Origin of the sequence: Pseudomonas sp. (genome assembly GCF_049653025.1) — a bacterium.
In the GTDB taxonomy this organism is placed as follows: Bacteria; Pseudomonadota; Gammaproteobacteria; order Pseudomonadales; family Pseudomonadaceae; genus Aquipseudomonas.
The window spans coordinates 23195-36850 of sequence record NZ_JBASFM010000024.1; the positions used below are offsets into that span (position 1 = coordinate 23195).

The following is a 13656-nucleotide window of genomic DNA, read 5'->3' on the forward strand; positions in this document are numbered from 1 at the left end:
TGTCACCCGCCGATATACGGCAAAGTTTTACTCGAGCCACGCAGCCAGCGTGTCTAGCGTACGCACTGCCATTCGGTGACTCAGGGTGCCAGGCGCTCGCGCAACCAGTTGCCGGCCTGTAGGCGGTAATTCAGGCGGTCATGCAGGCGGCTGGCCCGCCCCTGCCAGAATTCGATGCGCTCAGGCAGCAGGCGGTAGCCGCCCCAATGTGGCGGGCAATGCGGCGTGCGATCGAGGAAGCGTTGTTCGGTTTGCGCCAGCAGGCCTTCCAGCTCGGCGCGGTCGGCAATCACCCGGCTTTGCGGTGAAGCCCAGGCCCCCAAACGGCTGCCCAGCGGGCGCACCTGGAAATAGGCATCGCATTCGGCGGCCGTCACTCGCTCGACTCGCCCTTCGATGCGCACCTGACGCTCCAGGCTGGGCCAGAAGAAGGTCATCGCCGCATGGGGCTTGGCCGCCAGTTGCTGGCCCTTGGCACTGTCGTAGTTACTGAAGAAGGTAAAACCGCGCTCATCCAGGCCCTTGAGCAACAGCACCCGGCAGTGCGGGCGACCCTCGGCGTCGACGGTCGCCAGGGTCATGGCATTGGGTTCGACCGGCAACTGCTCGGTCTTCACCGCATCGGCAAACCACTGCTCGAACAGGCTGAAGGGCTCAAGCGGGGCTTGCGCCTCGCTTAACCCGTCACGGGTGTAATCGCGGCGCATGTCAGCCAGGGTTTGAGTCATCGGCAAATCCTCTAGAACAGATATTGCCTAGCTTAACTGCGAGCGCTCTATTTGGCTTGATCTGCCGCAACCACCGCTCGACTAGCGGGTTACTGACTGGTGGCCGGTTTGTCGGCCTTGGCCACGGTTTTGGCGGTGGCTTTAGTGGTCGCTTTAGCGGTGGCCTTGGTGCTGGTTTTAGCCGTGGTCTTAGCCGCAGCCTTGCTGGTTTTCTCGGCAACCGGTGCGGCCTTGGCGACAGCCACAGCCGTGGCAGGCGCAGCGGCGGGCTGGCTGTACTTGGCGATCAGGGCATTGAGGGTGTCTTTCGAGGTCAGGAGGATTTCCACCCGACGGTTCAATGCACGGCCTTGCTGGCTGTCGTTGGCCGCACGCGGCATGTCCGAACCCAACCCTTTGACCATCAGGCGGCTCTGCTTGAGGCCGCTGAGACGGAAGATCGAGGTAAAGGCGCGGGCGCGCTGGTGGCTCAGCTCACGGTTGGCGGCAGCAGCACCGGTGCTGTCTGCGTGACCAAGGATCAGCACACCGATGCTTTCATCGCTTTCCAGCAGCTTGGCCATGCGGCTCAACGGGCCAAGGGTGGTCGGCAGCATCATGTGCGGACGATCGGGGTTGAACGAACCCTGCACCGGCGCAGTGACCACCAACAGGTTCTCGCGACGCTCAAATTCGAAATGGGTGCCCTTGATGGCTTCACGCACCTTCGGCTCGTACACATCCAACCAGGCCTGGGTGACTGCGACTGGCGGCATGGCCACTGCTTTTGGTGCGGGCTTTTCGGCTTTTTCGAAGGCACTGCAACCGCTGATCAGTACACACAGGGCGATGGCGAGGGTTTTGTTAGCGAGCATCGGCTATCCACATTCTGATGAGCAAAAAGAAGCGGACGCTGGCCCGCATTCACGGCCGGCCAGGTCACGTTGCGCAGCAGTTTAGCCGAGCTGACTACAAACAATCAGCCAATAGACGCGCAAGTTTCTGCGCGCGGGGGTCCATTAAGACGAACGGCCCTAAATTGTTGGTGACGAAGCCAAATGCCACATCCCGCTCCGGATCGGCAAAGCCAATGGAACCGCCGGCCCCAGGGTGACCGAAGGCCCGCGGCCCCATGCCGTAGGTGGCGTTGGCCACATCCGGCTGGTCGAGCATGCAGCCTAGGCCGAAACGGGTGCGGGTCAGCAGAGTCTTGTCTTCGCCCACCGCGTATTCACGGGTCAGCTCGGCCAGCAGCTCGCTTTCCAGCAGACGGCCATCCAGCAGGCCGCTGTAGAAACCCGCCAGGCTGCGCGCATTGCCGTGGCCATTCGCCGCCGGCTGCTGCATGCGCCGCCATTCGGGCTTGTTGGTGCTGGTCATGATCGACGGTGGGTTGGTAAAGGCCCGCGTGCTCATGGCCGCCGGCTCACTCATCATGGTCTTGAGCAGGCGCTGCGCGGCGGCATCACCAAAATTGCCCTTGCCGCGGGAGATGATCGACACGCGCTCGAACTCTTGATAGGCCAGGCCTACATGAAAATCCAGGCCCAGCGGCGCGGCAGTACGCGCCACAATCGACTCACCCGGTCCACGCCCTTCGACGCGGCGCAACACTTCACCCACCAGCCAGCCGTAGGTGATTGGCGCATAACCATGACCGCTGCCCAACTCCCACCAGGGCGCTTCGGCGGCCAACGCAGTGGTCATCGCCTGCCAGTCATACAGCGCTTCGGCCGGCAGCATCTGGCGCAAGGCAGGCAGCCCGGCCTGATGGCTGAGCAGATGGCGCAGGGTGATTTTCTCTTTGCCGGCGGCGGCGAACTCCGGCCAATAACGCGCGACCGGGGCGTCGAGTTCGAGCTTGCCCTCGCCCACCAGCTGCAAGGCAGTCACCGCGGTAAAGGTCTTGGTGCAGGAAAACAGATTGAGGATGGTATCGCTGTGCCAGGCCTGCTGGCCGTCTTTGTCCGCCACGCCAGCCCACAGGTCGACCACGGTCTCGCCGCCGACCTCCACACAGAGCGCCATGCCGCGCTCCTGTGGATCATCAAACAAGGCGGCGAAGCCGTCCTTCAGCGCTTCGAATTTAAGATCGAAATAACCCTGTATCTGCACCGCAGCGCTCCTCTGTTCAATGGCTGCACGGATTGTTTCAGCTCTGCCGCCCGCAGTGAACCCGGCACAAGGTTGGCAACCGCACTATCAACCCGGCGAATGTTCCATCACGGCTTGGCCGGCGCAGTCACAGCAGCCGCTGCCTGTGGTTTGAGCAGCACTTTAGGCACCTCCAGGTTGGCCTTGCGCACGGCCTTGACGAAGCCATCCCAAGGGCGGTCGGTGATGGCCACCAGGCCCAGGTGGCCGTTCTCGCCATCGAGTAAGCGCCCGGTTACCGGCTGATCGAGGTATTGGAACCAGTGCACGCCGACAATCTGCGGTTCTTCCAAGGCTTTGCTGAGGAAGTGTGCGTAGGCCGGGCCACGCTCTTCTTCCTTATAAACCTCGGCGACGCCGCCCCAGAATGGCCCGCGATCACGCGAACCGAAGTGGAATTCGGTGACCATCAGCGGTTTATCCAGCTGGCGCAGCGCGGCGAAGTCATAACCGTGCTGCGGCTCGCGGGTGTAGAAATTGAAACTCAGCACATCGCAGAACTCGGCGCAGGCGCTCACCGCCTCCGGGATACTGCTGGCAAAACGGCCGCCCAGCAGCAGGTGGTTGGGCGCGTGCCATGCCAGCGAATCGGCGATGGTCTTGAAATAGGTGTCGGCATACAGGCGCAGAAAACGCTGCATGTCCTGCTCGATCGCCGGGAACTCGGCGCTCGGCAGCGGTGCCTTGAAGCCAGGGTCTTCCATCAGTTCCCAGGCTTGCAGCTGAATACCCCAGGCCTTGGACAGGCCATTGTGGTTGCGGTACTTGTCGCGCAGTTGCTTGAGGAACGCCCGCTTGGCCGGCACGTCAGTGGTCAGGCTCAAGGTGGCGTAGGCCAGCGCGTAGCGCCCATTCGGGTCATCGGCCGGGCCCGCCCAAGCCAGCTCGTTATCGGCGAAATAACCCAGCAGCCAGGGGTTGTCATGGTGATCGCGCGAGGCAATCGCCACCGCACGTTCGGTGGCCATGGCAAAGCGTGGATCGAAAGGATCAGGCATCGCGCCCCACCAGTCGACGCCGGTGCTGATGGTGGCGTAGTCGCCGCGAATCGACAGCGGAATGCTGAACGGCATGCGCGCATCCTTGCCGAACGCCTGGCTGCTCCAGTTACCCAGGGTATTGAAGCCCCAGGCTTGCAGACGGTCCTGGCTGTGGTTGCGCCAGCGCGCCGGGTCGGCCTTGCCGTAGCTGCGCTCAAGGTTGGCAGCGTAGAAATCGAACCAGCGGCCACTGGCAAAGGCCCGCCCCTGGTTAGCCCCGGTGTCGCTGCGGCTGTCCGCCTTGCCGAAGTAGGCGGCGAGCGCCTCACCGTCCTTGGGCAGGCCGGTGAACATCGACTCGCGGCCCTCGACGTAGGTCGCGCTCTGCCCTGCGGTCACCGCGTTGACGCCCAGCGAATAGAACGGGTTGCCCTCGGGGGTGACCAGGAACCAGCGACCGTCGCGTTTTTCCGTGCGGAAGAAGCCACTGGCGTCGAAACTCTGCGCGCCCAACCAACCGCCAAACTTGTCCTGCTGGCCACGCTCGGCCAGCCAGCCTTGCAGCTGCTTCTGCTCCTGCGCGGCGGCCTGCACCAACTGCTCGGCCGTTTTCACCTTGCCGGGCCAATCTGTGCGGGTGAACTGGCCGTAGGCATCGACGACACCCTGGTAAGCCGCATCCGTGGTGGTGTCGCTGCGCACGCCAAACTGGCTGATCAGAATGCTCTGCGCCGCCTTAGGCTGCGGCAGCGACAGGGTCACGGCGGTCACCCGGCTCAGATCCAGGGCGCCCGTCACAGTTTCAGCCAGCAGGATGCGCTGGCCATTGTGCGTCCACGGCATCGGCACGCCAGCCCGCATGCCCTGGTCGCGCGGCGAACGGGCCTGTAGCGGAATCAGCAGGGTTTGCGCCGGCCCGGCTGGCAGCGCGATACGGCTGTTCAGGCGCTGGCCGTCGGCGCTTTCAATCTGTACATCCAGGGTCAGTGCCCAATCCATCGCGCTTTGCAGACGCAAGCTGAGCAGCCCCTGCTTGGACCAGTCCCAACTTCCGCTTTGCGGGGTCAGGCGCAGGCTGGGCTGCTCGGCAGGATTGAAGGTCACCCGCCGCAGCACTTCACCTTGCGGGGTGGGCTCGGCAATCAGGCTCGGGAAATTGGCATCCTTGGTCGCCACTTGCACGGCATCCATGGGGCGCACGAAGTTGAACAACTCCTGCTTGTCCTCAGCGAGGACCGTCGCACAATTCCCCAGCAGCGCTACCAATAGAGCCTGCGCTTGCAGCCTGACGTTAACCTTCACGAACCACTCTCCCCCATTACCACGTTGATTCGGTACTCACAGGCAGCTCGCCCGGAGTAGAAATGACCGGCCTGCGCGGCCTCGGCAGCGCGTGCCGCAGCCATTCTGCGCATGCTTGTTCGATGTTATCCAGCCTGCCGGGCTGCTGCGTGAAAACAATCGTGCAATGCGAGCATTTAGCTGATTTCACGACGAAACGGCGGCAGTGCATTGAGAATCGCCTTGCCGTAACGCTGGGTCACCACGCGGCGATCCAGCAGCGTGATGATGCCGCGATCTTCTTCGGTACGCAGCAAGCGACCGCAGGCCTGCACCAACTTCAGCGAGGCATCCGGCACGGCGATTTCCATAAATGGATTACCACCGCGCGCCTCGATCCACTCGGCCAGGGCCGCCTCGACCGGGTCATCCGGCACCGCGAAGGGAATCTTGGCGATCACCACGTGTTCGCAATAGGCTCCCGGCAGGTCGACGCCCTCGGCAAAGCTGGCCAGACCGAACAGCACGCTCTCTTCGCCGCTATCGACCCGCGCCTTGTGCTTGTTGAGGGTTTCCTGCTTGGACAGGTTGCCTTGGATAAACACCCGCTTGCGCCAGTCACGCTCCAGCCCCTCGAACACGTCCTGCATCTGCTTGCGCGACGAGAACAGCACCAGAGTGCCGCGCGAACCTTCAACCAGACCTGGCAGATCGCGAATGATCGCCGCCGTATGCGCCACCGCATCACGCGGGTCGGCGTTGAGATTGGGCACACGCAACACGCCGGCATCGCCGTGGTGGAAGGGACTTGGCACCACAGTGGTCACCGCCGCTTTCGGCAAGCCTGCGCGCATGCGGTAGCGGTCGAAGCTGCCCAGCGCCGTCAAGGTCGCGGAGGTCACCAGCGCGCCATAGGCAACATTCCACAGATTGCGGCGCAGGGTTTCGGCGGCGAGAATCGGGCTGGCATTGACCTCGATATCAAACAGCGCACCGCTGTCGGCCAGGGTCAGCCAACGCGCCATCGGCGGGCTTTCCTGCGGGTCTTCAGCGGTAAAGGCCAGCCACAACTCCCAGCTGCCCTGCGCGCGTGCCAGCAGGCTGCCGAACAGCGGGTACCACTCTTCCGCCTGATGACTGGCGATGCCGACAGTGGCCTCGCCATCCATGGCCTCCTTGAGCTGCTCGGTGACCCCGGTAAACAGCTCGGTCAGTTTGGAGAAACCTTTCTTCAGCTCAATACCCAACTCAATCAAGTGCTCCGGCACCAGACCGCCGACAAAACGATGGCGCGGCCGCTCACGGCCTTCCATATCCTCACCGGGCTTGAACTCGGCAACCTGCTCGCAAGCGGCGAACATGAACTGCTGCTGGGTCTTGATCTCGCGGGCCAGCTCCGGCACCTGCTCGATCAGACGGCCCAGATCGCCGGGCAGCGGATGCTGGGCCAGCAGTTTGGTGAGGTTCTTGGCGGTTTGCTCCAACCAGTCGGCGGTCGAACGCAAACGGGTGAAATGGGCAAAGTGGCCGATGGCCTTGTCAGGCAAATGATGACCTTCATCGAATACATAGAGGGTGTCGCATGGGTCAGGCAGTACCGCGCCGCCGCCCAGGGCCAAGTCGGCCAGCACCATATCGTGGTTGGTGACGATCACATCGACCTTGCCCATGCCTTCGCGGGCCTTGTAGAAGGCGCACTGCTGGAAGTTGGGGCAATGCCGACTGGTGCACTGACTGTGGTCGGTGGTCAGTTGCGACCAGCGCGTGTCTTCGAGCTCCTCGGGCCAGCTGTCGCGGTCGCCATCCCACTTATTGCCGGCCAGCTTCTCGATCATCACGGTAAACAGCTTCTGGCTCTGCTCATCTACATCAATCTTGAAGCCTTCTTCCTCGAACAGCTGCGCGGTGGCGCTCTGCGCATGGCCTTCCTGCAGCAACAGATCGAGTTTGGACAAACACAGGTAGCGCCCGCGACCCTTGGCCAGGGCGAAGCTGAAGTTCAGCCCGCTGTTGCGCATCAAGTCCGGCAGATCCTTATGCACGATCTGCTCCTGCAAAGCCACGGTGGCGGTGGCGATTACCAGACGCTTGCCCGCAGCCTTGGCGGTGGGAATCGCCGCGAGGCTGTAGGCCACCGTTTTACCGGTACCGGTACCCGCCTCGACCGCCACCACGGCCGGGTCACCATCGCGCCGACCTTCCTCGTCAGTCTTGATGGCACCGAGCACCTTGGCGATTTCGGCAATCATCAAGCGCTGGCCATAGCGCGGCTTGAGCGACTTGGCTTCGAGAAAGCGGGTATAAGCGCCCTGGATCTGGGACTTGAGTTCGGTACTGAGCATGGGATCTGGCGCGAAGAAACTGGATAAATTTTCAGTGTTTGCAAACGGCCGCTATCATAGCGCGCTAAATGATCCGGCGCAGAACCGCTTAGAACTCGATGCGAGTCTTGGCACCGCACAGCAGATCCGCGATCTACCCCTTACTACCCTGGAGTACCTGCATGACCCCTTACGCGTTGACCTACAGCCTGCATCTGCTCGCCGCACTCGTCTGGGTCGGTGGCATGTTCTTCGCCTGGATGGTGCTGCGCCCGGCGGCGGTCAGCGCACTGGAAGCCCCGGCACGCCTGAAGCTATGGCTGGAAGTCTTTCCGCGGTTCTTCTTCTGGGTGTGGGCGGCGGTCATCGTGCTGCCGATTACCGGGGTGGGCATGCTGCATCTGCGCTTCGCCGGGTTCGACAGCGCGCCGCGCTACGTGCACATCATGATGGGGCTGTATATCGCCATGCTGGCGCTGTTTCTGCGCATTCAGGCGCTGCAATTGCCGGAGCTGCGTCGCGCCGTGATGGCAGAAGACTGGCCGAGCGGTGGTGCCGTGCTGGGACGCATTCGCCGATTGGTGGGGATCAACCTGCTGCTGGGTCTGCTAGTGGTGGTGATTGCCGGCACTCGACCGGCACTCTGATTTCATACTGGCGCGATGCTTGAAACACCAAGTACCGCGCCAGTCGTCATCTAGAACTGCACCAGATTGAGTTCGCCCGCCTGCCCCGCTTCGCCTGCACGACCTGCCTGCCCTGGCTTGCCATCGCGCGCGCCGGCGGTGCTATAGAGCCAGCAGCCCTTGCTCAAACCGCCCTGACCACCGCTGCCGCCCGCGCCTGGTTGGCCGCCTGCACCGCCGTCCAGCCGCACCTGCAACTGCTGTACCGGAAAGTCCGCTGGCACCTCCAGGCGCACCCGCGCCCCGGCCGTACCCGGTTGGCCATCTCCGCCATCCAGCCCGTCATGCCCACGGCCGGCCTTACCCCATGCACAACCAGCGGCTTCGCCATCGGCACCCGACAGGCCTGCGTAACCAGGCGCACCCTTACCGCCACGCGCATCCAGCAGCAGGTTTTCCGCCACCACCGCCTGCAGCCTTACGCTCAGGGTGCGGCCCGGTAAGGCTGGCTGCTCGGCACTCCCCTGGGAACCTCGCGCACTGATCTGCGCGCCACGGGCAATTTCACCCCCGGCAACTTCAAGACGGAACGCCTGATCACCCGGCGCAATCGCGAGACGCGCCTCACGCCCCAGTCGCAACTCGGCCACACGGATTTCGGTCAAACCGGCTGGAATCAACAAGGTGCCGTGATCGGCAATCTCTAGCCGATCCAGCAGCAATACGCTGGTATTGGCGGGTAACCGTATAAAGGAATGGGATTCAACATGAATGATGGCCTCGGCCAAAACCAGAGGACTGAAGAGCGCGGCGAGTGCCAGCAGACTACGCATTCTCGGCCTCCAACTGCAGCTCGTCCTGAGGTAACTCAGCAACTTGCGGTTGCGGATGCACCAACTCAGCGGGCAAGCCGAGCAGATGGAAAATACCGAAGCACATAACCTGCAAACGTTCCTGAACAGGTTTTGCGCAAGCACCAATGCGCGAGCCAAACACCCACAGCTCCAGGCCGTGGATCAGCAGAATCGAAGCACCGGCGACGTACAGCAAGAGCGCAAAGGGTTGAGCGAAGGGTTGCAGCAGATTGGCCAGTACTACGCCCCAGAACAGGGCCGTCAGGACTTTACCTACATTCAGAAATGTCTTCATACCTGTCCCCAGCAGATTTTATTTTGTAGCACCTTAACTGCTTTGGGAGATTGCGACCAGAAGACCAGTAAAAACCAGGAAGGCCGGATGCCTTCGCAGCTTTTACTGGTTTGCCACTGTCCAACCACTAACAGGCCGTTGAGAACCAATTACAGGCTTGGCGCGCCCTCAGGCATCAAACAGAGACGCATATGCCCCTGCTTCGGCGCGCTGGATTCTCAACGGCCTGGTAGTGCTTAACTTCATTATTTATTGCGGTTGTGCCTCGACTTCCGCCTCAACCCGGCGGTTGATGGCACGACCTTCCTCACTTTCGTTATCGGCCACTGGCTGCGACTCGCCGTGCCCAACGGAGGAAACCCTGCCACTGTCGATGCCATGCTGATTGACCAGTACATCACGCACGGCATTCGCACGCCGCTCGGACAGCCCCTGGTTATAGGCATCACTGCCAACCGCGTCGGTATGCCCTTCAACCGTTGTAGTGGTTTGCGGGTACTGCTTCATGAAGTCGGCAAGGCTCTTAATATCTGCCTGGCTGCCTTCTTTGACGTCCGACTTGTTGAAATCAAACTTCACATCCAACTCGACTCGAACCGAATCAACCACCTCGACGGCCGCAGGCTCTTCCGCCGCCGGTGCGCTCTCGTAGACTTTGAGCGGGCAACCATTGTGGTGCACAGGCATATTGGCGGGAGTCCCAGGGCAACGGTCACGGCGGTCAAAAACGCCGTCATCGTCTTCATCACCGTCCTGGGCATAGCAAATCAGTGTGCCGACAATCGCACCGGCCACTGCACCACCTGCTGCCCACGAAGAACTTTCGATTGCGCCTAGGCCACCACCAGCCAGACCACCAAGCGCAGTACACAGGGGCCAGTTCCCTTGGTTGAGCGGCGCATCTCCCGTACTGGAAGTTGTGACGCAACCTGAAAGAACACTGCTGACCAAGAGAATGGGGGCTAACCCCATTACGGATCTAACTCTCATGGTAGAAATCTCCTGTAATGCCGGCTAGTGCCGGTAACTTAGGAGTAAAGACCTAGCCTTCAGGCTGTACAAGCCAGACCCGCTTGGGTCTGGCTTGTTTCTTCAGCAGCCTGGATACAGGCTGTTAAGGACGAGCTTCTACTTCGGCTTCTACGCGACGGTTAACCGCGCGACCGTCAGCACTGGCGTTATCCGCAACCGGACGTGCCTCGCCATAACCCACGGCATTGACGCGATCGCCACCCACACCGTACTCATTGACCAGCACGTCACGCACGGCATTGGCACGGCGTTCGGACAGGCCCTGGTTGTAGGCATCGCTACCCACGGCGTCAGTGTGCCCTTCAACCACGGTGGTGGTTTGTGGATATTGAGTCAGGAAGTCAGCCAGATTCTTGATATCGCCATAGCTTTCCGGCTTGACCTTGGCTTTGTCGAAGTCGAACTTCACATCCAACTCAACGCGTACAGGCTCGGCAGTTTCGACTACAACTTCTTCAACAACTTCTTCAACGACCACGACCTGCTCTTCACTGGCCCCATGCACCCAGCAATAAGCCGCCGCCATACCTGCACCGACCACGGCACCGCCGCCGGCCCAGCTGGAGCTCTCAATCGCACCCAGAGCAGCACCGCCTACACCGCCGACTGCGGCACAGGTTGGCCAATCCGTTTTCTGCAGCCCGGCACAACCGGTCAAAAAGGTACTCGCGATAATCAGGGGCAATGCGTTCCTGGTGATGCTCATATATACGTCTCCTATTGGTAAATCGGCCTAAAACCGATACTGAGGAAGTAAAGACGCCAGTCCCAGAATATGCAATGACTCTGACAGCACGATCAGTACTAGGCCACAGCGCAGCCGCACGTTAGTCTTTCGCCACTTGAGTGAGGATTGTCCATGCCTGAAGCACTGCCGCCACGTACCCCGCAACAAGCCGTTGCTGCGCTCTTGGCGCGCTATACCCCAAACCGCCTGTTATTGGTCGGCGCGTGTGAGCTGCCAGCGATCGATGCATTCCTGCAAGCCCACCCCGAATGCCAGGTTGCCCACGCCGTCCCCGGCCCACTGCCAGTCGAACTGGCCGCACAACGCTTTGATCTGGCACTGATTGTCGACTGCCTGGAGCACTTGCCCAAGCGCGTGGGGCTGGAATTGCTGGGCGGCATCCGTAACCTGAATGCCAGCCGTCTGGCGGTGCTGGTGGATTTACAGGCCTGTTCCTGGGAGGAAACCGACTTCTTTGCCCTGGCCTTGCAAGCCAGCGAACGTTTTCAGCGGGACGAGCAGGTACTCAACCTGTTCACCTACGACTTGCTCGACTACAAGCAGGTGCCGGACTGGCTGAATGCCAAGTTCTGGGCCAACCCGGAAAACTTCGGCAAGTATTGGTGGTAAGTCGATGAACACCGCAAGCTGCCCATGCGCCAGTGGCCAGGCGCTGGACCAATGCTGCGGGCGCTATCACGCGGGTGTTCCGGCCCCCAGCGCCGACGCACTGATGCGCTCCCGCTATAGCGCCTATGCGCTTGGCCTGATCGACTATTTAGTAACCACCACCCTACCGGCCCAGCAAGCTGGGCTGGATCGCCAAGCCATCAGCGCCTGGAGCCTGGGCAGCACCTGGCTGGGCCTTGCAGTAGAAAACGCGCAAGCCATCAGCGGTGAACCCGAGCACGCCTACGTCACGTTCACCGCTCGCTGGCGTGATGCGGATGGCGAACACAGCCATCAGGAACGCTCGGCGTTCGTCGCACACGCCGGTCGCTGGTACTTTATCGACCCCACGGTCGACCTGAAGAGTGGTCGCAACGACCCATGCCCCTGTGCCAGCGGGCAGAAATTCAAGAAGTGTTGTTCGAGCTATCTTTGAGCGCGCATGGAGCACTGCTCAAGCATTGCTCCATGGCGGAGTGACGGCTATTCCTGCAACTTCAAATGCGAAATATCCGGCGGCGGGCCAGCCGGGGCCTTCTTTATCTCGCCCATATCACTGCCTGCCGGGGCCAGGCTGAACTGTGACAGGTCGAGTGGCGGAGCCTGTACATCAGGCTTGTCATCCTGCAAGTCATCGCCCAAGGGGGCCATGCCGAAATCCGGCGCATCCACCTCGGCAAACGCCGCCATATATTCGTCACGCGGAGTCACCTGCAAGCGCCCGGTTGGTGCCGCCTGGGTCGGCGCGACGGACGCAGCGGCTGCTACCGGCGCAGAAACAGGGACAGGCGGCGCAGCCAGTTCGATTTCCTCGATTTCCTCCTCCACACAGGCGACTTCGACCAGGGCCCCTGCTCGCTCCAGAGTCGAGCGGTATTTCTCTGCGCCCGCGGCATCCAGATTGCCCTTGATCACGATCCGCCGCCCGGAAAACAGCAAGGCCAGGCGCTGCTCATCGGCCTGGAACAGCTTGGCCAGATTGGCTTTCACCAACTCCAACTGCGCGCCCGGCACCAGCTGCGCGCTAAAGGCGATTTCATAGCGAGCCATCGTCATACTCCTGTCCTAATCGTTGCTCAGTATGGCGCAGGTTTTTTTACCGTCACAACAGGTTGCAGCCAAGCACTTGCTTGTTACACTGATGCGTCATTCGGAGTATGCAATGTTTTATCAGGCGCAAACGATAAGAATTCTCAGCCTATTGATGTTTTTTGGCCTACTTTGTGGCCTTGGCGGTTGCTCCTCTTGGTCATCAGGTGATTTCAAAGACCCTGAAGTCCGCTTGGTCAAAGTCGATGTGGTCAAAGCCAAGCTGCTGGAGCAGCACTTCACGCTGCGTTTTCGTATCGACAACCCCAACAACATCAGCCTGCCAGTGCGCGGGCTGGAGTACGTGGTTCACCTTAACCAGGTAAAACTGGCCGAGGGTGAGTCAGACGTCTGGTTTACCGTGCCCGCCCGCGGCCACCACAGCTTCGATGTACCAGTGCGCACCAACCTCTGGCGGCACCTGCGGCAAATCGTCAAAGCCCTGGAAAAACCGGACAAACCTATCCCCTATCGCCTGCAAGGCTCGGTAAAAACCGGCTTGATGTTCGGACGAAGCGTGCACATGTCGCGTAATGGCGAGATAATTCCCGGCGATTTTATCCCGGAGTAACTGCACATGACCCAGCAAGAACACGTCCACGGCCCCGACTGCAACCACGAGCATGATCACGACCACGCCCATGAGCAGGGTCATGTGCATGGCCCGCATTGCGGCCACGCGCACCAGGAGCCGGTGCGCAACAGCCTGAAAGACGTTGGCCGCAACGACCCCTGCCCGTGCGGCAGCCAGAAAAAATTCAAAAAGTGCCACGGCGCATAAGCGCTTAACACGGCCCTGCTGAGCAGTCACCCCGACGCGGCCGAAGCGCTCGATTCCAGGTACTGCTCAGGCATTAAAGGGCTGCACCAATAGCGCGACCCAATCCACTGGCGCGGCAATACCAGACGATCGCTCGCACG

The 13656-nt window shown here is 61.3% G+C and carries 14 protein-coding genes and 1 pseudogene; 5 read left to right on the forward strand and 10 right to left on the reverse strand.

What is annotated here, in order from left to right; translation table 11 throughout:
- Positions 1 to 80: 80 nt before the first annotated feature.
- From pdxH to dinG, 5 genes are all read right to left on the reverse strand, one after another.
- Positions 81 to 728 (reverse strand): pyridoxamine 5'-phosphate oxidase, encoded by a 648-nt coding sequence (gene pdxH, locus WBK23_RS19090; RefSeq protein ID WP_424485510.1) that lies wholly within the window; start codon positions 726 to 728, stop codon positions 81 to 83.
- Between the two features lie 89 nt (positions 729 to 817).
- A complete protein-coding gene (locus tag WBK23_RS19095) occupies positions 818 to 1582 on the reverse strand; it encodes an OmpA family protein (protein ID WP_424485511.1) in 765 nt (254 codons plus the stop codon).
- Positions 1583 to 1676: 94 nt separating this feature from the next.
- Complete coding sequence (locus tag WBK23_RS19100) at positions 1677 to 2822, reverse strand: serine hydrolase domain-containing protein (protein WP_424485512.1); 1146 nt, start codon at positions 2820 to 2822, stop codon at positions 1677 to 1679.
- 107 nt (positions 2823 to 2929) lie between these two features.
- Positions 2930 to 5107, reverse strand: coding sequence for a beta-agarase (locus tag WBK23_RS19105; RefSeq protein ID WP_424485568.1), 2178 nt, complete (start codon positions 5105 to 5107; stop codon positions 2930 to 2932).
- Positions 5108 to 5319: 212 nt separating this feature from the next.
- The gene (gene dinG / locus WBK23_RS19110; protein WP_424485513.1) at positions 5320 to 7464 is read right to left on the reverse strand and encodes an ATP-dependent DNA helicase DinG; all 2145 of its coding nucleotides are present in this window, start codon (positions 7462 to 7464) and stop codon (positions 5320 to 5322) included.
- 161 nt (positions 7465 to 7625) lie between these two features.
- Here dinG and WBK23_RS19115 point away from each other — a divergent pair, with 161 nt between their 5' ends.
- The gene (locus WBK23_RS19115; RefSeq protein ID WP_424485514.1) at positions 7626 to 8090 is read left to right on the forward strand and encodes a CopD family protein; all 465 of its coding nucleotides are present in this window, start codon (positions 7626 to 7628) and stop codon (positions 8088 to 8090) included.
- A 50-nt stretch (positions 8091 to 8140) separates the two neighbouring features.
- Here WBK23_RS19115 and WBK23_RS19120 read toward each other — a convergent pair whose 3' ends face one another.
- The 4 genes and pseudogenes from WBK23_RS19120 to WBK23_RS19135 form a co-directional block, all read right to left on the reverse strand.
- Complete coding sequence (locus WBK23_RS19120; RefSeq protein WP_424485515.1) at positions 8141 to 8902, reverse strand: collagen-like protein; 762 nt, start codon at positions 8900 to 8902, stop codon at positions 8141 to 8143.
- On the reverse strand, positions 8895 to 9218 hold the full coding sequence (locus WBK23_RS19125; protein WP_424485516.1) for a DUF1145 domain-containing protein: 324 nt from the start codon (positions 9216 to 9218) through the stop codon (positions 8895 to 8897). Before WBK23_RS19125 ends, WBK23_RS19120 begins: the two co-directional genes overlap by 8 nt.
- A 249-nt stretch (positions 9219 to 9467) precedes the next feature.
- Positions 9468 to 10208, reverse strand: coding sequence for an OmpA family protein (locus WBK23_RS19130; protein WP_424485517.1), 741 nt, complete (start codon positions 10206 to 10208; stop codon positions 9468 to 9470).
- Positions 10209 to 10332: 124 nt separating this feature from the next.
- Positions 10333 to 10686 (reverse strand): annotated as a pseudogene (locus WBK23_RS19135) (OmpA family protein); the annotation flags it as partial.
- 423 nt (positions 10687 to 11109) lie between these two features.
- Here WBK23_RS19135 and WBK23_RS19140 point away from each other — a divergent pair.
- Both WBK23_RS19140 and WBK23_RS19145 read left to right on the forward strand, forming a co-directional pair.
- Positions 11110 to 11607: a DUF6231 family protein gene (locus tag WBK23_RS19140; RefSeq protein ID WP_424485518.1), complete on the forward strand. Its 498-nt coding sequence runs from the start codon at positions 11110 to 11112 to the stop codon at positions 11605 to 11607.
- Between the two features lie 4 nt (positions 11608 to 11611).
- On the forward strand, positions 11612 to 12082 hold the full coding sequence (locus WBK23_RS19145) for a YchJ family protein (protein ID WP_424485519.1): 471 nt from the start codon (positions 11612 to 11614) through the stop codon (positions 12080 to 12082).
- 47 nt (positions 12083 to 12129) lie between these two features.
- On the opposite strand, the gene WBK23_RS19150 is transcribed toward WBK23_RS19145, so the two are convergent.
- The gene (locus WBK23_RS19150) at positions 12130 to 12696 is read right to left on the reverse strand and encodes a hypothetical protein (RefSeq protein WP_424485520.1); all 567 of its coding nucleotides are present in this window, start codon (positions 12694 to 12696) and stop codon (positions 12130 to 12132) included.
- A 112-nt stretch (positions 12697 to 12808) separates the two neighbouring features.
- On the opposite strand from WBK23_RS19150, the gene WBK23_RS19155 reads away from it, so the two are divergent.
- The gene (locus tag WBK23_RS19155) at positions 12809 to 13306 is read left to right on the forward strand and encodes an LEA type 2 family protein (RefSeq protein ID WP_424485569.1); all 498 of its coding nucleotides are present in this window, start codon (positions 12809 to 12811) and stop codon (positions 13304 to 13306) included.
- Positions 13307 to 13312: 6 nt separating this feature from the next.
- Positions 13313 to 13516: an SEC-C metal-binding domain-containing protein gene (locus WBK23_RS19160; RefSeq protein ID WP_424485521.1), complete on the forward strand. Its 204-nt coding sequence runs from the start codon at positions 13313 to 13315 to the stop codon at positions 13514 to 13516.
- Positions 13517 to 13656 lie beyond the last annotated feature (140 nt).

Coding starts and splice junctions, on each gene's coding strand:
- pdxH (WP_424485510.1), bottom strand. CDS start 728: ATGACTCAAACCCTGGCTGACATGCGCCGCGATTACACCCGTGACGGG.
- WBK23_RS19160 (WP_424485521.1), top strand. CDS start 13,313: ATGACCCAGCAAGAACACGTCCACGGCCCCGACTGCAACCACGAGCAT.
- WBK23_RS19095 (WP_424485511.1), bottom strand. CDS start 1,582: ATGCTCGCTAACAAAACCCTCGCCATCGCCCTGTGTGTACTGATCAGC.
- WBK23_RS19155 (WP_424485569.1), top strand. CDS start 12,809: ATGTTTTATCAGGCGCAAACGATAAGAATTCTCAGCCTATTGATGTTT.
- WBK23_RS19130 (WP_424485517.1), bottom strand. CDS start 10,208: ATGAGAGTTAGATCCGTAATGGGGTTAGCCCCCATTCTCTTGGTCAGC.
- WBK23_RS19115 (WP_424485514.1), top strand. CDS start 7,626: ATGACCCCTTACGCGTTGACCTACAGCCTGCATCTGCTCGCCGCACTC.
- WBK23_RS19125 (WP_424485516.1), bottom strand. CDS start 9,218: ATGAAGACATTTCTGAATGTAGGTAAAGTCCTGACGGCCCTGTTCTGG.
- WBK23_RS19140 (WP_424485518.1), top strand. CDS start 11,110: ATGCCTGAAGCACTGCCGCCACGTACCCCGCAACAAGCCGTTGCTGCG.
- WBK23_RS19145 (WP_424485519.1), top strand. CDS start 11,612: ATGAACACCGCAAGCTGCCCATGCGCCAGTGGCCAGGCGCTGGACCAA.
- WBK23_RS19120 (WP_424485515.1), bottom strand. CDS start 8,902: ATGCGTAGTCTGCTGGCACTCGCCGCGCTCTTCAGTCCTCTGGTTTTG.
- WBK23_RS19150 (WP_424485520.1), bottom strand. CDS start 12,696: ATGGCTCGCTATGAAATCGCCTTTAGCGCGCAGCTGGTGCCGGGCGCG.
- dinG (WP_424485513.1), bottom strand. CDS start 7,464: ATGCTCAGTACCGAACTCAAGTCCCAGATCCAGGGCGCTTATACCCGC.